At 66.9% G+C, this 21,619-nt stretch carries 18 protein-coding genes and 1 tRNA gene; 13 read left to right on the top strand and 6 right to left on the bottom strand.

Going from position 1 to position 21,619, the window contains the following annotated elements:
* Nucleotides 1-152: 152 nt before the first annotated feature.
* From DC347_RS11305 to DC347_RS11295, 3 genes are all read left to right on the top strand, one after another.
* Complete coding sequence (locus DC347_RS11305) at nucleotides 153-1,556, top strand: MFS transporter (RefSeq protein WP_109045503.1); 1,404 nt, start codon at nucleotides 153-155, stop codon at nucleotides 1,554-1,556.
* A 63-nt stretch (nucleotides 1,557-1,619) separates the two neighbouring features.
* Nucleotides 1,620-2,102, top strand: coding sequence for a cation:proton antiporter regulatory subunit (locus tag DC347_RS11300; RefSeq protein WP_018760719.1), 483 nt, complete (start codon nucleotides 1,620-1,622; stop codon nucleotides 2,100-2,102).
* Nucleotides 2,103-2,107: 5 nt separating this feature from the next.
* Nucleotides 2,108-3,289 carry a cation:proton antiporter gene (locus tag DC347_RS11295; RefSeq protein WP_018760718.1) on the top strand — a complete coding sequence of 394 codons (1,182 nt, stop codon included), beginning with the start codon at nucleotides 2,108-2,110 and terminating at the stop codon, nucleotides 3,287-3,289.
* 34 nt (nucleotides 3,290-3,323) lie between these two features.
* On the opposite strand, the gene dcd is transcribed toward DC347_RS11295, so the two are convergent.
* Nucleotides 3,324-3,899: a dCTP deaminase gene (gene dcd, locus DC347_RS11290; protein ID WP_018760717.1), complete on the bottom strand. Its 576-nt coding sequence runs from the start codon at nucleotides 3,897-3,899 to the stop codon at nucleotides 3,324-3,326.
* A 144-nt stretch (nucleotides 3,900-4,043) separates the two neighbouring features.
* Here dcd and DC347_RS11285 point away from each other — a divergent pair, with 144 nt between their 5' ends.
* Nucleotides 4,044-5,744: a CAP domain-containing protein gene (locus DC347_RS11285; protein ID WP_240617770.1), complete on the top strand. Its 1,701-nt coding sequence runs from the start codon at nucleotides 4,044-4,046 to the stop codon at nucleotides 5,742-5,744.
* A gap of 33 nt (nucleotides 5,745-5,777) precedes the next feature.
* On the opposite strand, the gene DC347_RS11280 is transcribed toward DC347_RS11285, so the two are convergent.
* The gene (locus DC347_RS11280) at nucleotides 5,778-6,239 is read right to left on the bottom strand and encodes an SRPBCC family protein (RefSeq protein WP_109045501.1); all 462 of its coding nucleotides are present in this window, start codon (nucleotides 6,237-6,239) and stop codon (nucleotides 5,778-5,780) included.
* Between the two features lie 242 nt (nucleotides 6,240-6,481).
* Here DC347_RS11280 and DC347_RS11275 point away from each other — a divergent pair.
* The 3 genes from DC347_RS11275 to DC347_RS11270 all read left to right on the top strand — a co-directional run bounded on the left by DC347_RS11275 (nucleotide 6,482) and on the right by DC347_RS11270 (nucleotide 7,964).
* Nucleotides 6,482-6,552: transfer RNA gene (locus tag DC347_RS11275), tRNA-Gly, on the top strand.
* A gap of 105 nt (nucleotides 6,553-6,657) precedes the next feature.
* On the top strand, nucleotides 6,658-6,798 hold the full coding sequence (locus tag DC347_RS21685) for a hypothetical protein (protein ID WP_018760714.1): 141 nt from the start codon (nucleotides 6,658-6,660) through the stop codon (nucleotides 6,796-6,798).
* Nucleotides 6,795-7,964: a N(5)-(carboxyethyl)ornithine synthase gene (locus DC347_RS11270; RefSeq protein WP_109045500.1), complete on the top strand. Its 1,170-nt coding sequence runs from the start codon at nucleotides 6,795-6,797 to the stop codon at nucleotides 7,962-7,964. The genes DC347_RS21685 and DC347_RS11270 overlap by 4 nt, the downstream gene beginning before the upstream one ends.
* Before the next feature lie 101 nt (nucleotides 7,965-8,065).
* On the opposite strand, the gene DC347_RS11265 is transcribed toward DC347_RS11270, so the two are convergent.
* Nucleotides 8,066-9,445, bottom strand: coding sequence for an MFS transporter (locus DC347_RS11265; RefSeq protein WP_109045499.1), 1,380 nt, complete (start codon nucleotides 9,443-9,445; stop codon nucleotides 8,066-8,068).
* A gap of 141 nt (nucleotides 9,446-9,586) precedes the next feature.
* On the opposite strand from DC347_RS11265, the gene DC347_RS11260 reads away from it, so the two are divergent.
* Both DC347_RS11260 and DC347_RS11255 read left to right on the top strand, forming a co-directional pair.
* Nucleotides 9,587-10,441 carry a LysR substrate-binding domain-containing protein gene (locus DC347_RS11260; RefSeq protein ID WP_018760711.1) on the top strand — a complete coding sequence of 285 codons (855 nt, stop codon included), beginning with the start codon at nucleotides 9,587-9,589 and terminating at the stop codon, nucleotides 10,439-10,441.
* 165 nt (nucleotides 10,442-10,606) lie between these two features.
* Nucleotides 10,607-10,921, top strand: a complete 315-nt coding sequence (locus DC347_RS11255) for a hypothetical protein (RefSeq protein ID WP_018760710.1) — start codon at nucleotides 10,607-10,609, stop codon at nucleotides 10,919-10,921.
* A 122-nt stretch (nucleotides 10,922-11,043) separates the two neighbouring features.
* On the opposite strand, the gene DC347_RS11250 is transcribed toward DC347_RS11255, so the two are convergent.
* Nucleotides 11,044-14,562 carry a bifunctional proline dehydrogenase/L-glutamate gamma-semialdehyde dehydrogenase gene (locus tag DC347_RS11250; RefSeq protein WP_109045498.1) on the bottom strand — a complete coding sequence of 1,173 codons (3,519 nt, stop codon included), beginning with the start codon at nucleotides 14,560-14,562 and terminating at the stop codon, nucleotides 11,044-11,046.
* A gap of 359 nt (nucleotides 14,563-14,921) precedes the next feature.
* The gene (locus DC347_RS11245; protein ID WP_206073932.1) at nucleotides 14,922-16,370 is read right to left on the bottom strand and encodes an amino acid permease; all 1,449 of its coding nucleotides are present in this window, start codon (nucleotides 16,368-16,370) and stop codon (nucleotides 14,922-14,924) included.
* Nucleotides 16,371-16,536: 166 nt separating this feature from the next.
* Here DC347_RS11245 and DC347_RS11240 point away from each other — a divergent pair, with 166 nt between their 5' ends.
* From DC347_RS11240 to DC347_RS11225, 4 genes are all read left to right on the top strand, one after another.
* A complete protein-coding gene (locus DC347_RS11240) occupies nucleotides 16,537-17,451 on the top strand; it encodes a LysR substrate-binding domain-containing protein (protein ID WP_018760707.1) in 915 nt (304 codons plus the stop codon).
* Between the two features lie 78 nt (nucleotides 17,452-17,529).
* Entirely contained in the window at nucleotides 17,530-17,955 is a 426-nt protein-coding gene (gene panD / locus DC347_RS11235; protein WP_026264347.1) for an aspartate 1-decarboxylase, read from the top strand.
* Nucleotides 17,956-18,008: 53 nt separating this feature from the next.
* On the top strand, nucleotides 18,009-18,935 hold the full coding sequence (locus DC347_RS11230; protein ID WP_109045497.1) for an AEC family transporter: 927 nt from the start codon (nucleotides 18,009-18,011) through the stop codon (nucleotides 18,933-18,935).
* A 34-nt stretch (nucleotides 18,936-18,969) separates the two neighbouring features.
* Entirely contained in the window at nucleotides 18,970-20,103 is a 1,134-nt protein-coding gene (locus DC347_RS11225; RefSeq protein ID WP_109045496.1) for an FAD-dependent oxidoreductase, read from the top strand.
* 47 nt (nucleotides 20,104-20,150) lie between these two features.
* Here the strand turns inward: DC347_RS11225 and DC347_RS11220 are convergent, their stop codons facing one another.
* The gene (locus tag DC347_RS11220) at nucleotides 20,151-21,617 is read right to left on the bottom strand and encodes an MFS transporter (protein WP_109045495.1); all 1,467 of its coding nucleotides are present in this window, start codon (nucleotides 21,615-21,617) and stop codon (nucleotides 20,151-20,153) included.
* Nucleotides 21,618-21,619 lie beyond the last annotated feature (2 nt).

The raw sequence follows: 21,619 nt of genomic DNA, 5'->3' as shown, positions 1-21,619 counted from the left end.
CAGGCGGCAAGAAAGTTAGATCCGGGAGGCTCCAGTTTACCAAGGCCCCGGCACCACCTTTTCTTGTGCGGGGTGGGCAGGGCGGCGAATTCCCCCACGTCGCAGGGCTGTGCTCCGCCGGGTGTTCGCCACGGGCGGATACGATTCAACGTATGAACAGCGCCAGCGCTCAGGGGGCAATGCGGCCTGCCTCGGAACTTGAGTCCGGAACCCGGACTTCCACCAAGCGCCGCATCCTGGCGTGGGCCTCCTGGGACTGGGGTTCGGCGGCCTTCAACGCGGTCATGACCACGTTCGTCTTCACCGTCTACCTGACGTCCAACGCCTTCGGCGGGGAGGACAGTGCTTCCGCGGTCCTGGGCTCCGCCCTGGCTGTTGCCGGATTGGCCATCGCGCTCCTGGCTCCGGTCACCGGCCAGCGCTCGGACGCGGGCGGCCGCCGCAAGCTGTGGCTGGGAGTGAACTCGGCCGCCGTCGCCATCCTTACCGCCCTGTGCTTCTTCGTGTTTCCGCACCCGGAATTCCTGCTTCCCGGCGCCTGCCTGATTGCACTGGGCAATGTGTTCTTCGAGTTCGCCGGCGTGAACTACAACGCCATGCTGGCCCAGGTTTCCACGCCGCAGAACATCGGGAGGGTCAGCGGGTTCGGCTGGGGCGCGGGCTACGTCGGCGGAATCGTGGCCCTCCTGATCGTCCTGCAACTGTTCGTCCAACCGGCTTTCGACTGGATCGGGGCGTCCACCACGGACAGCCTGAACATCCGGTTGGTAGCTGTCTTCTCCGCGCTCTGGTTTTTCGTCTTCGCCCTTCCGGTGTTGTTCGCCGTTCCCGAACTGCCCCGCGGCACCAATACCGCCCGCCTGGGCTTCCTGGCCAGCTACGGGCTGCTGTTCCGGCGCATCAAGGCCATCTACGCCACCAGTCCGCACACCATCTACTTCCTGCTGGCCAGTGCCGTCTTCCGGGATGGGCTGGCCGCCGTCTTCACCTTTGGCGGCATCATCGCGGCCGGGACCTTCGGCTTCGCTCTGTCGCAGGTCATCTTCTTCGCCATCTTCGGGAACGTGGTGGCGGCCATCGGTGCCGTAATCGGCGGCTTCCTGGATGACAAAGTGGGCCCCAAGGCCGTCATTACGGGTTCCTTGGTGGGGCTCCTGGCCGCCGGGACCGCCATCCTGGTGCTGGGCAACGGAAACTATTCCTTCTTCGGCATGGATTGGGCGGGGAGCACCACGTTCTGGGTGTTCGGACTGTTCCTCTGCCTGTTCGTCGGCCCGGCCCAGTCCTCATCCCGCGCCTACCTGGCCCGCCTGGCGCCGCACGGGGAATCGGGAGAGCTCTTCGGGCTGTACGCCACCACCGGACGCGCCGTCAGCTTCCTGGCCCCCGCCCTCTTCACCCTGTGCATCACCGTGGCCACCCCGCTGGTGCCAGCCGGGCAGGCCCAGCGTTGGGGCATCCTGGGCATCATGGTGGTGCTCCTGGCCGGGCTTCTGGTCCTGCTGCCGGTGAAGTCACCGGACAAGGCCCCCATCGCCGTGGTCCCCACTGCCTGAGCCTGCCTCAGGCACCCGGCCAGGGCCCGGGCCCGGTGTTGCCAGGCAGACTAGGCTGGAACCATGAACGTGGACGAGACCAACCTGCCCGGCCTGGGCCGCCGGAGGGATTTCATGACCGCCTCGGGGCGCCGCATTGGCGTCGTGGAGCTGCGGGAAGGCCAGACCGAACTCATCGTCTCCACCTGGGACGATCCTGATACCTGCCAGGCGTCGATTCCGCTCACCAGCGACGAAGCCGCCACGTTGGGCAACCTCCTGGGCGGCACCCACCTGGCCATGAAGCTCGCCGAGGAACACAAGGACGTCCCGGGCATCGTTACCCGCCAGTTCTCCATCGCCGCTGACTCCCCGTTCCAGAACCAGCCGATGGGCAAGGCCTGCATCCGTACCAGGTGCGGCGTCTCCATTGTGGCCATCATGCGCGAAGGAGAGGTGCTGCCCTCGCCCGGGCCCGACGTCGTCCTCCACCCTGGCGACCTGCTGGTGGCGGTGGGCACCCAGGAAGGCCTGGACTCGGCGGCCAATATCCTGCGCCACGGCTAAGCCGAATGGACCCGTTGGCCCAGACCCTCATTGAGCTGGGGGCCGTTGTGTTCTGCCTCGGCCTGCTGGCCAGGCTGGCCGGCCGGATTGGAATGTCCCCCATCCCGTTCTACCTGCTGGGCGGACTCGCGTTCGGGGCAGGCGGCATCGTCAAGCTGGAGGGAATGCACGAGTTTGCGCACCTTTCCGGCGAAATTGGCGTCATCCTCCTCCTGCTTATGCTCGGATTGGAATATACGGCTGCCGAGCTTTTCACCGGGCTGCGCCGTTCGTGGCAGGCCGGCGTCCTGGACCTGGTCCTGAACTTCATTCCCGGCGCAGGCCTGGCGCTGGTCCTGGGCTGGGGCGGCGTCGGTGCCATGGTCATGGGCGGGGTCACGTATATTTCGTCGTCCGGCATTGCTGCCAAGGTCATTACGGACCTGGGCCGGCTGGGAAACCGTGAAACACCGGTAGTGCTGTCCATCCTGGTCTTCGAGGACCTCGCGATGGCCGTGTACCTGCCCATCCTCACCGCCACGCTCGCAGGTGTGAGTTTCCTGGGCGGCCTCACCACGGTGGGAATCGCCCTGGCGGTGGTGAGCCTGGTCCTGATGGTGGCGCTGCGGCACGGGCACCACGTCTCCAAAGCCGTCCACAGCGAGAATTCCGAGGTCTTCCTGCTCAACGTCCTGGGTGCCGCGTTGCTGGTGGCCGGCGCGGCGTCGGCCATGCAGGTGTCCGCTGCGGTGGGCGCCTTCATGCTGGGCATCGCCATCTCCGGCGCCACGGCACACAGCGCCACCCGCATCCTCGAGCCGCTGCGCGACCTCTTCGCCGCTATCTTCTTCGTGGCCTTCGGGCTGAACACGGATCCCACGTCCATCCCCCCGGTTTTGGGCTGGGCCCTGGTGTTGGCGGCAGTCACTGCGGGCACCAAAATGCTGACCGGTATCTGGGCGGCGAAACGCGCCGGAATCGCCCGCCCGGGCCGCTTCCGCGCCGGCGCCGCGCTCATCGCACGCGGCGAATTCTCCATCGTGATCGCGGGGCTGGCGGTCGCGTCCGGGGCGGTTCCGCACCAGCTGGCGGCGCTGGCCACGGCCTATGTGCTGCTCATGGCGGTGCTGGGCCCGTTGGCGGCGCGCTACGTGGAACCCCTGGCAAAGGCTGCCATCCGGCGGCCCGTGATCGCGCCGCGGGTTTAGGGCTGCCGCGCCGCCGGATCCAGCGCTGCCGGAGCTAGATGCTGGTGCGGTGGAAGTTCAGGTGGCTGCGGCTGGCCGTGGGACCGCGCTGGCCCTGGTACCGGTTGCCGTACTCCCCCTGGCCGTAGGGGAACTCCGCGGCGGAGCTGAGCCGGAAAAAGCAGAGCTGGCCGATCTTCATGCCGGGCCAGAGCTTAATCGGCAGGGTGGCCATGTTGGACAGCTCCAGCGTGACGTGCCCGGAGAAACCAGGATCGATGAAGCCTGCAGTGGAGTGTGTCAGGAGGCCAAGCCGGCCCAAGGATGACTTGCCTTCCAGGCGGGCGGCGATGTCATCGGGCAGGGTGACGGTTTCGTACGTGGACCCCAGGACGAACTCCCCAGGGTGGAGGATGAACGCTTCGTCCTGCTCCACTTCCACCAGCCGCGTCAGTTCGGGCTGCTCCAGCGCTGGGTCGATGTGCGCGTACTTGTGGTTGTCGAACAACCTGAAGAATTTGTCGATCCGCACATCCACGGACGATGGCTGGACCATCGCGGGGTCGTAAGGTTCCAGCACGATCCGCTGGGAATCAATTTCGGCACGAATGTCGCGGTCAGAGATCAGCACGGCTCCCAAATTACCGTATCGGTTATCCACACCCGCACTTTCCCGTTGTTGCTGTGGCCCCGTGGGGCTAATGTTGCGAATGAAAGCCGCCGGAATGGTCTCCCGGGTAGGCATGACAGAGCTGGGGATGTTGTGAATAAATTGGTGGCACCGTCTTTTATTGCCGTGCTCTGCGCGTTGGCGCTGGTCTCATCGTCCGCCACTGCTCCTCCTGCGCCGCCGTTTGGCCAGGCTTCGGGCACGGCGAGCATCACCCTCGCTGCTCCCTTGGTGCGCGACGCCGGCCGGTCCGCTGCGGCGAACACAGGCGTCGGAAACCTCAGGCCGGCCGTGGACCCGGACATCCGGGCCTCTTCACCTGTGCCCGCCTCCACCCCGCCCGCCGCTGCGTCCGCGCCCGCCACGTCATCAACGGCTGCGGCATCCTCCCCGTCCACCGCGCCGTCCACCGGGGCGCTCCCCGCCACCTCCGCAGCGACGACATCCGACGTGCCGTCCATCCCTCCGCTCTGGGCGCCCGACCACGAACTCGCCGCCCCGGCCCAGCTGGCCGCACCCGAATCGACCACCGCGCTGCCCTCCACCGAGGCGCTGGTCCCGGACAGCAACGCCGCCGCCATCCTCACGGTCTTCACCAAGATCAATGAGTACCGGGTGGCCAACGGCCTGAACAAGGTGAAATACCACCCCACCGTGGCCGGCCTGTCCCAGGAATGGTCGGACAACATCGCCACCCGGGAGGTAGTGGAACACCGGGCCTCCTTCTGGACCGACCCCCGCGCGATGAGCCCCAACAACGGGGCCGGTGAGATCATCGCCATCCGCACGGACCGCGACGCCGCCCAGCTCGTGGAATGGTGGAAGGGCTCCCCCGGGCACAACGCCATGCTCCTGGATCCCAGGTTCAACGTCATGGGAGCCGGCATCTCCTACACCAACTCCACCTACCAGATCTGGGGAGTGGTGAACTTCTTCGGGTACACCACGCTGCCCGCCGGCACCCTCGATTCCCCGGGCGGCGCCGGCTCCGGCGGGCCCTTCCCGGCACCCCCGCCAAGCCTCTGCGATGCCCCGGTACGGCACATGCCGCCCACCCTGAACCTTTCCGCCGCCGCCATCACCGGTCCGGCTGACCTCGTGTCGGTCGACTCCGCGGGGCAACTGTTGAACAGGGCAGCCACCGGCCCCCGTACCTACGCCGCAGCGAAAGTGATCGGCTCAGGGTTCGCCGGCGCCAAGGAAGTCTTCGTGACGGACTGGGACCGCGACGGCACCTACGACGTCCTGGTCCAGTGGACCACGGGCAACCTGGCCCTCTACCGGGGTATCGCCACCGGCGGCTTCCAGGCGCCCATCACGCTCGGCACCGGCGGCTGGAACACCTTGACCCTGGCGGTGGGAGGCTGGTGCGCCAACAACAGGATGCCCCAGATCCTCGCCCTCGACGGCTCCGGAAACCTGTTCCTCTACCCGAACAAGGGCACCGGCGACATTGCCGACCGCGTCACCATTGCCACCGGCATCACCGCCTCCCGGCTGGCCATGGTGGACTTCGACGGTGACGGCTTCCAGGACATCCTGGCGCTCAAGGCCGACGGCAGTGCCACGCTGTACCGCGGGTGGGGTACCACCACGCTTCGCGCTGAGGCACGGCCCACCGTAGCCACGGGATGGACGGACGTCACCGGGATCCGCGCGCTGCGCAACGTCACCGCGCTGAACTCCCGGGGGGTGGCACTGCGCCGGGCAAACGACACCGTGCAGTACTGGGACCTGGGCTCCGGAAGCCTCGCGTCGCCGTCGAACATTGCCGGGCCCTGGACCGGCCAGCGGCTGGCGCAGTAGTCCCGGGAGGTGGGGCCGCCGGCCCTGCAGGGTTCAGAGGGCGGGCTGGAGTTCCAGGACGTCCTTCAGCCGATCGAGCTGGCCGACGTCGGAGCTGACGCGGCGCTGCAGCATCCCGTCCAGGAGCCCCAACCGGTTGAAGATGCTGAACCGGCCTTCGCGTTTGGCCTCCACGGCGAACCTGACGCGGGTGCCGGAGCCTTCGGTGCTGAGGTAGTACCCGCCCCAACGGGTGGCGGGCCCGGAAACGATGTGGAACTCGATTTCAGCCCCGGGCCGGATATTGGTGATTTCCAGCTCCGCCGGAATGCTTAGCCCGGAACGGCCGGCCACCATCTTGCGGTAAACGGCGCCCTTGCTGTCGGCCGGACCCTGCACGAGCTTGACACTGCGGACGTCGTGCCGCCAGGAGGGGAGGTTGGTGGCGTCAAGGAGGTACTGGTAGACGGCCATGGCGTCACGCTCAATGAGGACCTCGTTTTCTGCGCTTGCCATGAAGATATTTCCTGTGGTTGACGTCGGCTGCCGCAGTAGTTGCCTCCCCCAACGTGGCCGCTACCCGGATCAGGTTAGCCAGCGCCCGTCCGCCGGACCTAGCCGGCAGGGCCGACGTTATTGAAGAGTTACTGGATGACGCCGCAGGGTTGGAGGACACGCAACGCCCCGCTTGCCGGGTTGGCGGGGAGCCCCTCGATCTGCGCTAAGCTAAGTTCTGCCCCGCGCGAATGGGGGGCACTGCGGCTGTAGCTCAATGGTAGAGCGCTAGCTTCCCAAGCTTGATACGCGGGTTCGATTCCCGTCAGCCGCTCTGAAACCTCCCTCCCCGCATGTTGCAGCCACCCCGGTGCCCATTAGGTGCAGGGGTGTAGGGTCGGTAGTCAGGAACCCTTTCGGTTCCGCTACAGGAGCAACCATGGCTGACAAGTCCCCGCGTCAATCGGCATCAAAAAAGTCCGGCAAGTCCATCAAGGAAAAGCGCGCAGACAAGAAGGCCGCCGCAGCGCCGGCCAGCTCCCTGGACATCACGTCCACCAAGGCCGCAAAAAAGAAGTGAGCGGCCACGAACCCCGGCTGAGCCTGGGCGTCCTGGCCTCCACGCGAAAACCGGACGAGCGCCGCGTACCCATCCACCCCCTGCACGTCGAACGGATCGCCCCCGCACTGCGGCAGCGCATCATCCTGGAGCAGGGCTACGGCGAGCGCTTCGGCGTCCCGGACAGCCACCTCTCCACGCTGGTGGGACGCATGGCGGCCCGGGAAGAACTGCTGGCCGCGGCCGACGTCGTCCTCCTGCCCAAACCGCAGCCGGAAGACCTGGCGGAGATGCGGGACGGGCAGGTCCTCTGGGGATGGCCGCACTGCGTCCAGGACCGGGCCATCACCCAGCTGGCGATTGACAAGAAACTGACCCTCATCGCGTTTGAGGCGATGAACCACTGGGCCAGCGACGGCGGGTTCGGCCTGCACGTGTTCCACAAGAACAATGAGCTGGCCGGCTACTGCTCGGTCCTGCACGCCCTTGCGCTGACGGGTTCCACCGGGGACTACGGGCGCCGGCTAAGCGCCGTCGTGATTGGCTTCGGCGCCACGGCGCGCGGGGCGGTGACGGCGCTGAACGCGCACGGCATCCACGATGTCCAGGTGCTGACCAACCGCGGCGTAGCAGCGGTGGGCGCCCCCATCCATTCAGTGAACATCGTGCAGTTCGACCACGACGACGAGGCTCCCTTCCTGAGCCAGGTCATCACCGAACGGGGCAGGGTTCCGCTGGCACCGTTCCTCGCCGAGAGCGACATCGTGGTCAACTGCACGCTGCAGGACCCGAACAACCCGCTCACGTACCTGCGGACCGAGGACCTGGCAGCATTCAGCCCCGGCAGCCTTATCGTTGATGTTTCCTGCGATGATGGCATGGGCTTCAGCTGGGCCAAGTCCACCACGTTTGCGGCTCCGATGATCACGGTCGGCGACCACATCAACTACTACGCGGTGGACCACAGCCCGTCCTACCTCTGGAACTCCTCAAGCTGGGAGATCAGCCAGGCGCTTCAACCGTTCCTCGAAACAGTCATGGGCGGACCGGCAGCGTGGGACGCGAACGACACAATAGCGCGGGCCATCGAGATCCGCGACGGCGTCATTCGAAACGAGGCTGTGCTGCAATTCCAGGAACGCGCCGCGGAGTACCCGCACCCGGCGTTGCAGCTGGCAGCCCTCTAGGCAGCTCCCCCCGAAGGGCAACCGGGCACGGCGCCGACCCCGGTTGCCCCAGTAGCGCCTGCGGCCCCTATTAGGCGCCGGGTTTTTGGGGCGCCGGGGTTTTAGGCGCCGGCGTGCCGGCTGACGATCCGCAACGGGTGGCGCCCCTTCAGGTCCATCCGGAGCTGCAGGCCGCCCTTGCGGGCCAGCACGGACCCCACCGACAACGCGGCCAGCGCGGGTACGCCACCGGACACCAGCAGCGCGGCGTGCGGGTTCACATGCTCGGCGATCCAGCCCAGCATGGGCCCGCCCAGCGCCTGGCCGCCGATCAGCACCATGATGTACAGGCTCATGACCCGGCCGCGAATGGCCATGTTGGAACTGACCTGCACCAGCTGGTTGGACCCGGTGAGGAACATCAGGCACCAGAACCCGGACAGGACCATGACCGCGCCGAACCACACCATGGACGGGGCAAGGGCAGCCAGGCAGAGCATCAGTCCGTACATCCCGGCGCAGAACACCACGGACCGCAGGCGCAGCTGCCGACGCCGGGTGGACGCCACGGCGCCGAACAGTGCCCCGAGTGCCACCAGGGCGTTGAGGAGGCCATACCCGCCGGCCCCCACCTGGTAGACGTGGTCCGCGAACGCTGCAAGCAGCACCGGCAGGCTCATGGCGAACACCGCGATGAACCCGGCCATGAGCCATGGCCAGTAAATGGTGGGCTTGCTCAGGGCGTAGCGCAGCCCCTCCCGGAGCATGCCCTTGCTTTTGGGCGTCGGGGCGCTGACGAAAAGCTGGTCCTTGCGCAGGAGCAGGAGCATGGTCACCGTGGAGCAGCAGGCCAGCGCGTTCGCCGCGAACGCCCAGCCGGCCCCCACCGCCGTCAGGAGCAGCCCCGCGATGGCCGGCCCGATCAGGCCGCCCAGCTGGAAGGTGGTGGAGTTGACGCTGATGGCGTTCCGCAAGTACTTGGGGCCCACGAGCTCGTTGACGAACACCTGGCGGGCGGGCTGGTCAAGGACGGTCACCAGGCCCAGGACAAACGCGATGACGTAGACGTGCCACACCATGATCACGCCGGTCAGGGCCAGGACGGCCAGCGCCGCCGCAAGGACGGCGGCCACGCTCTGGCACAGGATCAGGATCTTCCGTTTGGCGAACCTGTCCGCGATCATCCCGCCCCAGGGGCCAAGCACCAGAGACGGCATGAACTGCAGGGCCACCGTGAACCCCACGGCCGTCACGGATCCCGAGAGCTGCAGCACCAGCCAGTCCTGGGCGATGCGCTGCATCCAGATGGCGATGACGGCGATGAAGTGGCCCACGGCGAAGATCCGGAAGTTGGGCACTTTCAGCGAGATGAAGGTGTGCCGCCAAGGCAGCTTTTCAGGGACGACGGCGAGCGGCTGGGTCTGGTTATCCGGCGGCGCTGAGCCCGCCGCGTCGATAACTGGCTGGGTGACGGAGGCCGACGAAGGCGGTGGGGGTGCCACAGGTGTGTCCTCAAAATTGCGGGCGGTCTGGGATGTCTTTAACGCTAGGCTGGCGGAGCCAATTATGGAGCGGTATGGTCCCTATAACTCGTATTGCAAAACGCAATACACGCCGACTGTGAATGCCGCGGGAGTCCCTAGATGTTTGAACCAGCCCAACTGCGATCCTTCCTTGCGGTGGCCGATACCCTGAGCTTCACCAAGGCCGCCGAACGCCTGGGGCTGGCCCAGCCCACCATCAGCCAGCACATCCGCAAGCTTGAAACGGCCGCCAAGCGCAGCTTGATCGCCAGGGACACCAGGGACGTGCGGCTCACCGACAACGGCGACGCCATGGCCGGATTTGCCCGGAATATCCTCGCGGCCCACGATGCCGCCGCACGCTACTTTTCCGGGTCCGCAATGCGCGGGCGGCTGCGGTTCGGCACGGCGGATGATCTCGCCATCACCGGGCTGCCGCGGATCCTGCGCGAATTCCGGCAGATCTATCCGCAGATCAACCTGGAACTCACGGTGGGCCAAAGTGACCAGCTCTACCGAAAACTCAACGCCGGCCAACTGGACCTGGTCTTCGTGAAGTGGGTGGCCGGGGCGAAGGACGGCACGGTGGTCCAGCACGATTCGTTCTCGTGGGTGGGCCTTGAACAAACGTCACTGGAACCCGGAACGCCCGTGCCGTTGATCGCCTACCCGTCCCCCAGCCTCAGCCGGAAACTTGCCATCGATGCCTTGGAAGCCCACGGCCGGACTTGGCGGATCACCTGCACCACCCGCCAGATCAGCGGGGTGCTCGCGGCCGTCCGGGCGGGCATCGGCGTTGCCGTCATGCCCACGTCACTGGTCCCGGATGACCTGAAGATCATCACCCGGCGCTTCGACCTGCCCGCGGTGGGAGATGTGGACTTCACCTTGATCCGCAATCCGCTGGCAAACTCAGAGGTAATTGACGCCCTCACCCAATCGATCGTTGGCCGGACCATTAACCGCCAAACTTAACCCCGTGGCAGCCCGAATTCCAGCATTTGGCGGGATTAGGGGGACCGTGTCCATTGATAGGGGAGGTGCCATCCCCTATGCTCTATTATCAAGGTCAAGCAGCAGGCCGCGTTCACTAACACAGACGCGCGTCCGCATGCCGGCCGCGTTTGGGACAGGCAGCCAATGACGACAGCCAGGAACACCCATCTCAACTCCGCGCACGCACGCCCGTACGCCGAGGCACGGCCTTCCACCCGCCAGAGCACCCTCGGCAGCGGACGGGCTTCGGTTGATACCGGATACGTCGGCAAACCCACCTGCGACAAGTGCCGGACCGACGAATTCGTCTACCTTGAGTCCTATATTCCCCCCACGTACCGTCGCGACGGCAGCGTGGCCGCACTGGGCGAAGTGGCCTACACCTGCACCCACTGCGAGGAATTCTCGGCCCACAACGTCCCAGTGACCTGGACGCCGCCCGGCTGGTACTTGGGCTAAAGAAACCGGCCAGACACACTGCATTAGAGACAAGGCCGGGCAGCCACCGTTCAGTGGCTGCCCGGCCTTTCCTTGCGCCTGGCTGCGGCGCGCGGGTTTCCAGGGATCAGAGCCTCAACGGCTCAGATCAGTGCGTCGGAGAGGTGGTTCGGGGTTCCGAACCGGTGGGCGGTGATGCTGACGGCCTGCTCGTGCAGGAACGGCAGCAGCTCCACCCGCCCGGCCTCCGTGACCGGATGGGCGTACACCGCAAGGTCGGGCCGTCCGCCGGTCGCCTCGGCAAGGGCGGATGCATCGCCGCCGATCAGGCGGATGCGGCCGCCGGACAGCTTGCCCGCGGAGGCGAGGCGTCCTGCCGAAGCCAGCCAGCCGGCGTCGGACTCCACCGTCACTTCAATATCCTGTGCGGTGAGCACGGCACGCAGCTGGGCCGGAAGTTCGACGGCGGTGGAAACGGTGAGCGCGGAGCCCGCCAGCACGCCGGCCGCCACGGTCCGTACGAGGTGCGACAGCGGAGCACCTTCGGACAGGCGGATCGTGACGGGGAGGTTCCGGTAGCGGAAGACGTTGCGTTCCGCGCTCAAGCCCGAGACGTCCTTGGCGGTGCCGAACTCCCCGGCCCAGGCCTCGGCGTCGGACGCCAGTGCCCGCTGGACCGATTCCAGCGCTGCGGCGCCAAGAACCGGTGCGGCTGCGTCCAGGACCCGGCGGACACCCGCGTGGGTCACCGGGGCGGTGGCGGTGCTGGTGGCAGGAACCCAGTCGCCCAGGCCTGCCAGGTAGTTCGGGCCGCCCGCCTTGGTGCCGGCTCCGACGGCTGACTTCTTCCAACCGCCGAAGGGCTGGCGCTGCACGATGGCGCCGGTGATGCCGCGGTTCACATAGAGGTTGCCGGCCTGGATGGTGTCCAGCCAGATGCCGAGTTCCTCCGTGTTGAGCGAGTGCAGGCCCGCCGTGAGTCCGTATTCGATCTGGTTCTGGATGGCGATGGCTTCTTCCAGCGTCGCAGCGGTCATCACACCCAGGACCGGGCCGAAGAACTCGGTCAGGTGGAAGTAGGAGCCGCGCTTGACGCCGTACCGCACGCCGGGGCTCCACAGCCGCCCGGTGCCATCCAGCTTCTTCGGTTCCACGGCCCAGCTTTCGCCCTCGCCCAGCGTGGTGAGCGCGTTGAGGAGCTTGCCGTTGGCGGGCTCGATGATGGGGCCCATCTGGCTGGTGGGATCCTGCGGGTAGCCCACCTTGAGTGAGGTGACGGCGTCGATCAGCTGGTTGTGGAACCGCTTGGACGTGGCCACGGAGCCCACCAGGATCACCAGCGAGGCCGCGGAGCATTTCTGGCCGGCGTGGCCGAACGCGGAGTAGGCCACGTCCTTGGCTGCCAGGTCCAGGTCGGCGCTGGGGGTGACGATGATGGCGTTCTTGCCGCTGGTTTCGGCCAGCAGCGGCAGGTCCTTGCGGAACGAGCGGAACAGTTCGGCGGTCTCGTAGCCGCCGGTGAGGATCACGCGGTCCACGGCCGGGTGGCTGATCAGCTGCCGGCCGAGCTCCCGCTCCCCCAGCTGCACCATGGTCAGGACATCCTTGGGGACGCCGGCTTCCCACAGGGCTTCGACCATCACGGCACCGCTGCGGGCGGCCTGCTTGGCGGGCTTGATCACGACGGCGGACCCGGCGGCGAGCGCCGCAAGCGTGGAGCCTGCGGGGATGGCGACCGGGAAGTTCCACGGCGGCGTGACGACGGTGAGCTTGGCTGGGACGAACGTGGCGCCGTCGACCGTGTCCAGCTTGCGTGCGGACTCGGCGTAGTAGTGCGCGAAGTCGATGGCCTCGCTGACCTCGGGATCGCCCTGGTCGATCGTCTTGCCAGTCTCGCTGGCCATCACCTCGAGGAGATCGGCGCGGCGGGCCTCGAGGATGTCGCCGGCGCGGTGCAGGATCTCGGCGCGCTCGTTGCCGGAAAGCTTGCCCCAGGCTTTGCCCTTTTCCACGGCGGTTTCGATGGCGGTGTTGAGCGCGGCTTCGCCGTTGATGAAGGCGGCCTCAACAGCGGCGTTGCCCAGGGTGGAGGACGGGACGCGTTCCAGGATGGCCCGGCCCCAGGTGCGATTGGCCGGCAGCGCGGGGTCGGTATCGGGGGTGTTCCGGAATCCGGTGTGCGGCAGGGCCTCCGGGGCCTGGTTCCGGTCCTGCCTGCGGTTGGGCAGCGGAACGGTGTTGTCCAGGGCGTCCAGCGAGGACAGGAACCGCTGCTTTTCCCGCTCGAACAGTCCCTCGTTCTCGCTGAGCTCGAACACTGCCGACATGAAGTTTTCCTGGCTGGCGCCCTCTTCGAGGCGGCGGATCAGGTAGGCGATGGCGACGTCGAACTCGGCCGGGTGCACCACCGGGGTGTAGAGCAGCAGGGAGCCGACGTCCTTTTTGACGGCTTCGGCCTGGCCCTGCGCCATGCCCAGCAGCATCTCGAATTCGATACCCTGTTCTGCGGTATCCGCGATGCCGCGCTGCTTGGCCAGCAGCCAGGCGAAGGCGATGTCGAAGAGGTTGTGGCCGGCCACGCCGATCCGGATGTTCTTGATCCGGTCCGGGTGCAGCGCATAGTTGATGACCCGCTTGTAGCTGGTATCGGAGTCCTGCTTGGAGCCCCAGGTGGCCAGCGGCCAGTCGTGCAGCGAGGATTCCACCTGCTCCATGGGGAGGTTGGCGCCCTTGACCACGCGGACCTTGATGCCGGCCCCGCCGTTGGCGCGGCGCGCGGCGGCCCAGTCCTGCAGCCGGATCATGGCGGACAGTGCGTCCGGGAGGTAGGCCTGGAGCACGATGCCGGCTTCGAGGTCCTTGAACTCCGGATTGTCCAGGATCCTGGTGAAGACCGCGATGGTCATATCCAGGTCCTTGTACTCCTCCATGTCCAGGTTGATGAACTTGGCCTTCCTGCCGGGGCCCGCGAAGGAGGCAGCGCGCCGGAACAGCGGGGTGAGCTTGTCGACGACGTGCTCCACGGCTTCCTCGAAGGCCCAGGCCGAGTGCGGGGCCACGGTGGAGGAGACCTTGATGGAAACGTAGTCGACGTCGGGGCGGGCCAGCAGGGTGTGCGTGCCTTCCAGCCGGCGGGAGGCCTCGTGCTCGCCGAGGACTGCCTCGCCGAGCAGGTTGACGTTGAGCTTGATGCCGTCCTTCTTGATCTTTGCGATGGCCGGACCCAGCTTGGCATCGGTGGCGTCAACGATCAGGTGGCCCACCATTTCGCGCAGGACCTTGCGGGCCACGGGGATGACAACCCGGGGCAGGACGGGGGCCATGGTCCCGCCGAGAGCCACGGCGCGGCGCATGTACCAGGGCAGGAAGGCCGGAACCTTGGGGGCCAGTGCGGCCAGGTTGCGGGCGGCGACGTTCAGGTCCTCGGGGCGGACCACGCCGTCCACGAATCCAACGGTGAACTCCAGGCCGTTGGGGTCTTTCAGCACGCCGGCGAGCTGTTGGGCGGAGGCGTCGACCGGAACCTTCGACGCTTCGGTGAGCCAGCGGCGGACCAAGGCGACCGCTTCGTCGGCGAGTGCCTTCGCCTGGGGGACGTCGACGTCGACCGTCTGCGCCGTGGCAGCGACGGGGGCTGCCGGTTCCATTGCAACGTGGGTCATGGTTTTCCCGTTCTTTCCTGGGGTTGGGAGGAGGTCTTTCCACCAGTATGAGCTTCGAATCACATAAGATAAAGCGATCTTTTCCAACCAATACAGGTTAGGAAAACCAATCTTTTAGCCCCTCCCCCAACCCCCGCTCACCTTTGACACTCAAAACCCCAACCCCCGCTCAGATCCTGCGAATAAATTCCAAACGCCCGCTCACATTCTGCGACTAAACAGCGAAACCCTCCTGCACGTGATGCGCAAGAGGGTCCCCTGTTCTTGCAAGATGTGAGCGGGCGTTTCAGGAACCGCCGCCAGATGTGAGCGGGCGTTTCAGGAATAACGGTCGGATGTGAGCGGGCGTCGGGAAGGGGTCAGGACAGGGGGCGGTGCGTGTCCGCGAGCTCCTCGTGGCGCGGGCTGTTGGGGTTCATCAGCGAGTGCTTGCGTCCGTAGCCGAAGTAGATCACCAGGCCGATGATGAGCCACACCACAAACCGCAGCCAGGTTTCCCAGTGCAGCTGCAGCATCAGGAAGGCCGAGGCGAGCACGCCGAAGGCCGGGATCACGGGCATCAGGGGCAGGCGGAAGGTACGGGGCGCGTCCGGCCGCTTGTAACGGAAGATGATCACGGACAGGCAGACGACGACGAACGCGGCCAGGATGCCGATATTGGTCAGGTCCGCGACCGCCTTGATGGGGAAGACGCCGGCCAGGAAGGCGGACGCGATGCCGCCGATCCAGGTGACGCGCTGGGGGGTACCGTTGCGGTCCGTCTTGGCGAACCAGCCCGGCAGCAGGCCGTCGCGGCTCATGGAGAACCACACGCGGGTCACGCCCAGGAGGAAGGTGAGCATCACGGTGAGGATGGACAGCACGGCGAACACCGAAATGATGGTGGCAATAACCGGCAGCCCAACGGACGTGAACGCGGAGGCGAAGCCCGCCTTGGGGTCGATGTCCTTGTAGTTCTGCATGCCGGTGAGGACAAGCGTGGCGGCAACGTACAGCAGCATGGCAATGATGAGTGAGAGCACGATGGCCTTGGGCATGTGCTTTTTGCCGTCCTTGGCTTCCTCGGCCGCGGTGCTCATGGCGTCGTAGCCGAATACAGCGAAGAAGACGGTGGCGGAGCCGGCAACCACGGGGCCGAAGCCGCTGGGCATGAACGGGTTGTAGTTGTTGGTGTCGATGTAGAAGACGCCCAGCCCGATGATGAAGAGGATCAGGACCACCTTGATGCCCACCGCCACGAGTTCAAACCGGCCGAACGCCTTGGTGCCGCGGGAGAGGATCCAGGTGACCAGGAGGCAGACCAGGATGGCGGGAATGTTGACGATGCCGCCCTTGCCTTCGTCAAAGGTGGAGGTGACCGCGGCCGGCAGGTGGATGCCGATGCCGGCGAGGAAGGCGTCAAGGTAGCCGGAGATGCCGATGGCCACCACGGCGACGATGGCAATGTATTCCAGCAGCAGGTCCCAGCCGATGAACCAGCCGATCACCTCGCCGAGCGCTACGTAGCCATAGGTGTAGGCGGAACCGGCACGCGGGATCATGCCCGCGAATTCGGCGTAGGAGAGGGCGGCGGCCGCTGAGGCGAGGCCTGCGATCAGGAACGAGATCAGCACCGCGGGCCCCACCCCGGGAGTTCCGTCGCTGCCGGCCGCCACCAGTCCCGCGAGGGAGAAGATGCCGACGCCGATGATGCCGCCAACACCGATGGCGGTGAGCTGCCACAGCCCGAGGGACTTGAAAAGGCCGCTGTGTTTGCTTTCTTCTTCGATGTCGTCGATGGGCTTGCGCCGCATGATCGACTGGGTCATGTCTCTACTCATCAGGAACTCCTGCTGTGGGGTGCGACCCCGCCGCGGCACGCCAGGGGATGGCTGTGACGGGGGTAACTCGGTTCCAACAGTATGCGTGGGCGCTTGCATTAGATAAAGTGAATCCTTCTAACCAATATTCGTTAGTTTCAGTTAGGAATCCGCTATGCTTGACGTCCGCCGGCTGCGGCTCCTGCGAGAATTGAGCATCCGTGGAACGCTCGCGGAGGTGGCGGAGGCACTCCAGTACAGCCCGTCGTCCGTCTCGCAGCAGCTCGCGCTCCTGGAGAAGGAAGTCGGCGTCGAATTGCTCCGCAAAACCGGCCGCCGGGTGCAGCTCACGCCCCAGGCCGAGGTGCTCGTGGCGCACACCGCGCAACTGCTCGAAACCATGGAACAAGCCGAGGCGGACCTGGCCGCATCCCTGACCACGGTGACCGGCACGGTGCGGATTGCGGTCTTCCAGTCGGCCGCGCTGGCGCTGATGCCGGACACCCTGACGCGCATGGCCGCCGCCTACCCCGAGGTGCGGATCGAGATGATCCAGCGGGAGCCCGAAACGGCACTGCACGAGACGTGGGCGCGGGACTTCGACCTGGTGATCGCGGAGCAGTACCCGGGCCACGCCGCCCCGCGCTACCCCGAGCTGGACCGGGTTAAGCTGACCACCGACGCCATCCGGCTTGCGGTTCCCCCGGCGTCCGACGACGGCCCGGCCATCCGGTCGCTGGCGGACACCGCGGACCTTGCCTGGGTCATGGAACCGCGGGGTGCCGCGTCCCGGCACTGGGCGGAGCAGGCCTGCCGCAGTGCCGGGTTCGAGCCCGATGTCCGCTTTGAAACCGCTGACCTGCAGGCCCAGGCCCGCCTGATCGAGTCCGGCAACGCGGTGGCGCTGATGCCGGACCTGGTGTGGACCGGCCGCGGCACCACAGCGCAGCTCCTGGAGCTTCCCGGCACGCCGCACCGCACCATCTTCACCTCGGTCCGGCGCTCCAGCGTCCAGCGCCCGGCAATCCTCGCGGCCCGCGAGACGCTCGCCGCAGCCGCCGCAGCCGTGGCGGGAAACGACGCCGGGTGACCGGCCGCCGTCGTCCGTGACCAATGTGTTTCCTGCGTCACTGCGGGCAACGGAGCACAGGTCTAGACTGGATCCGTTATGAATCGAACAATGTTCAAGTCCAAAATCCACCGGGCCACCGTCACGCACGCCGACCTTCACTACGTCGGTTCGGTCACCGTTGACCTTGACCTGCTCGAGGCTGCGGACATCCTTCCCGGCGAGCTGGTGTCCATCGTGGACGTCACCAACGGGGCACGGCTGGAGACGTACACCATCGCCGGTGAACGTGGCTCCGGCGTGATCGGCATCAACGGTGCAGCGGCGCACCTCATGCACGAGAACGACATTGTCATCCTGATTACTTACGCCCAGATGACCACCGAGGAAGCGAAGGCGTACGAGCCCCGGGTGGTCCACGTGGACCAGGGCAACCGGATCATCCAGCTGGGCAACGACCCCGCCGAGGGCCTCACCGCCGGCACGATGCGTCCGCCGTTCGCGCTGAACAACGCCACCCTCTGAACCCGGAGCGTGAAGTCCGGTAGACGCTCCCGCCGCGGCCGCGGAGGGATCCCGTGCTAGGGGTCCTGGCAGGATTCTTCGTGGTCTGGTGCATCATCCTGGTGGGATGGTTCGTGGGCCGGCAAAAGATCCTCGGCGAGAACGCCCGGCCGGTGCTGAGCGGACTGACTTTCTTCGTGGCAAGCCCGGCGCTGCTCTTTGAAACGCTGAGCAAGGCACGGCTCCATGAAGTCTTTGCCCAGCCGCTGCTGGTGACGGCGGTGGCCGCAATCACCACCGCGTCGATCTTTTTCCTGATCGCGCGGTTCTGGCTGAAGCGGGCCCTGCCGGAATCATTGATGTCCGCCATGTCCGCTTCGCTGGCGAACTCGGCCAACCTGGGTATTCCCATTGCGGTATATGTCCTGGGGGACGCCAGCTACGTGGCACCCTTGTTGATCTTCCAGCTGGCGTTCTTCACTCCCATGTTCCTCATGGTCCTCGATTCAAGCACCAGCGCCCACCGCACCACTCCCCTGCGGTTCGTGCTCATGATCCTGCGGAACCCGATGATCGTCGGCTCCGCCCTGGGCCTGGTGGTGGCGGGTACCGGTTTCCAGGTCCCGGCGCTGGTGATGGAACCCATCCACCTGATCGGCGGCGCCGCGATTCCCGCCATGCTGATCGCGTTCGGGATGAGCCTGAACGGTACCCGCCCCTTGCAGGCTTCCGCCGGGCGCCGGGTGGACACCCTGCTGGCGAGTGGCTTTAAGCTCGCTGTCCAGCCGGCCCTTGCGTACGTTTTCGCCCGCTTCGTGCTGGGAATGGACGGCCATGCCCTCTTCGCGGTGGTGGTCACCTCGGCGCTGCCCACAGCCCAGAACGTCTTCGTTGCCGCCAGCCGGTACAAGACCGGGCTCACCGTGGCGAAGGATACCGTGCTGATCACCACGGTGGTGGCCGTGCCGGCGATGATCGGCGTCGCGCTCCTGTTGGCCTAGCTTCTTGACCGCACCACCCCAGCTTGGAGGGCTGATGAATACCAATTTTGACACCGTGGTGATCGGCGGCGGCGCCATGGGCTCCGCGGCCGCCTGGGCGCTCTCCCGCCGCGGCCGCCAGGTGACGCTGGTGGAGCAGTTTGGCCCCGGGCACACGATCGGCGCGTCGCACGGCGCCACCCGGAACCTGAATCCGGGCTACCACCAGCCGGACTACGTGGCCATGCTGGCCGAGGGCTTGTCGCTGTGGGAGGAGCTGGAGCAGGAGAGCGGCGTCCGGTTGCTGGCGCGTACGGGCATCGTCAACCACGGGCCCGGCTTCGACCCGCAGCAGGTGGCCGCGGCGCTGGGTTCGGCCGGGATCCGCGCCGAGTTTTTGGCGCCGGCGGAAGCCGGTGAGCGGTGGCGCGGCATCCGGTTCGACCGGCAGGTGCTGCACATGCCCGACGGCGGGCAGCTCAATCCGGAGGCCGCGCTTCCGGTGTTCCAGCAGCTGGCGGCGGCCCGGGGCGCCGAGATCCGGCACCACACCAAGGTGGTGGACTTCAAGGTGTTCGACGACGGCGTCCGGCTGACGCTCGAATCCGCCGGAGGCACCGAGGTGGTCACCGCAGCCCAGGCCGTCGTGACGGCGGGCGGCTGGACGGAGAAGCTGCTGGCCTCCGCCGCCGGGAACGATGCGGCTGGCATGCGGATCCCGAAATTGCGGGTCACGCAGGAGCAGCCGGCGCATTTCCGGGTGGCAGACGCCGGGGCAGTGTGGCCCGGGTTCAACCACTACCCGGACCCGGAGTACCAGGGCTGGTACTCCCCCGTGTACGGCATGCAGACCCCCGGTGAAGGCATCAAGGCCGGCTGGCACGGTGTTGGGCCCGTGGTGGATCCGGACCACCGGGATTTCCTGCCGGAGCCGGCCCAGCTCGCCGCCCTGCAGGCGTACGCGCGGGACTGGCTGCCCGGCGTCGACCCCGAGCAGTTCGAGGCCATCAGCTGCACCTACACCACCACCCCGGATGAGGATTTCGTCCTGGACCGGCTGGGCCCGGTGGTGATTGGCGCAGGGTTCTCCGGCCACGGCTTCAAGTTCACGCCCGTGATCGGCCGGATCCTCGCGGACCTTGCCACCGGGACGCGGGACGCACCTGCCATCTTCCGGGCATCCCGCTAGCCGCGGCTTCCAACTGGCCGCGGCACCCCGCCAGCCGCGGGTTTACGCTAGGTGGCGCTGCCCTCCGCGCTGCTGGGGACCGGCTGCCCGTCGGCCTTTCCGGCATCGTCAGCCTTCACTGCCGGCATGGCCAGGACCGCTGCCACGGTAAGCAGCCCGGCCACCAGTGCCGCCAGGAACACGGCTCCGGACGCGGCCACCACCGTGGCGGGGTCGGTATCGCCGCCGCTGCTGCCGCCGTAGATGGCATTGGCCACGGCGCCGAAGACGGCCACGCCCAGGGCGCTGCCGATGGACCGGGCAAACATGTTGGTGCTGGTCACCACGCCGCGTTCGTGCCAGGGGACGCTGGACTGGGCGGCGATCAGGGTTGGCGTGGCCAGCAGGCCCAGGCCGAGCCCGACGACGAAGCAGCTGATGGCGATCAGCGCCACGTTGGGCGATGAGGCAGTCAGCGACAGGATGAGCAGGCCCGCCACGGAAATGGCGATGCCGATCAGGGCCGTGGATTTGAAGCCGATCCGCAGGTAGAACTTGCCGGCCTGCGAGGCACTCAGGGGCCAGCCGAGGGTCAGCGCGGCGAGCGCCAGGCCGGCCACCAGCGGCGAGGAGTACAGCGCACCCTCCAGGTAGGTGGGCACGTAGGAAGTCAGGCCGATCATGACGGACCCGACCCCGAAGGACACCAGGGTGGTGGCGGCCAGCAGGCGGCGCGACACCACCCAGGAAGGCAGGATGGGCTCCGCCGCACGCCGCTCCACCAGGAGGAACGCGACCAGCAGCACGGCACCCACCGCGAACACGCCAATGCTGATGGGCGAGTTCCACGCCCACGCCTGGCCGCCTTGGAGGGCGCCGAGGATCAACAGGCCCAGGGATCCCGCCAGCAGCACGGCACCGGCAAAATCCACCTTGTGCTTGGCCCGCTCCACGTCCTCGTGCAGGGTGCGGACCAGCATCCAGCCGGCCAGCAGGCATAGCGGAACGTTGACCAGGAAGATACCGCGCCAGATACCCAGTGCGGAGAAGATGCCGCCCAGGCTGGGACCCACCACCGAGGAAACCGCCCACACGCTGGCCAGGTAGCCCTGGACCTTGGCGCGTTCCTGCAGGGTGTAGATGTCGCCGGCGATGGTCACGGACACCGGCAGCACAGCCCCGGCGCCGAGTCCCTGCAGGGCCCGGAAGGCAATCAGGGAGGGCATGCTCCATGCCAGGCCGCAGAGGACCGAGCCAAGCAGGAACAGCCCAATGCCGGTGAGGATGATGGGCTTGCGGCCGGTCATGTCGGACAGCTTGCCGTAGATGGGCACCGAGACCGCCTGGGCCAGCAGGTAGGCGGAGAAGAGCCAGGGGAAGGAGGAGAACCCGCCCACATCGCGGACGATCGACGGTACGGCGGTGGCGACGATGGTGGAGTCGATGGCCACCAGTCCGGTGGACAGCATCAAGGCGATGAGAATCGGGCCCCGCTCGGAACGGAACCCCACTCCCTGGGCGCGGGCAGTCATCATCA

Source organism: Pseudarthrobacter sp. AG30 (assembly GCF_003116525.1).
Taxonomy (GTDB): domain Bacteria; phylum Actinomycetota; class Actinomycetes; order Actinomycetales; family Micrococcaceae; genus Arthrobacter.
Note: the sequence above shows the minus strand (reverse complement) of the source record. Positions and strands in the feature narration are given on the sequence as shown.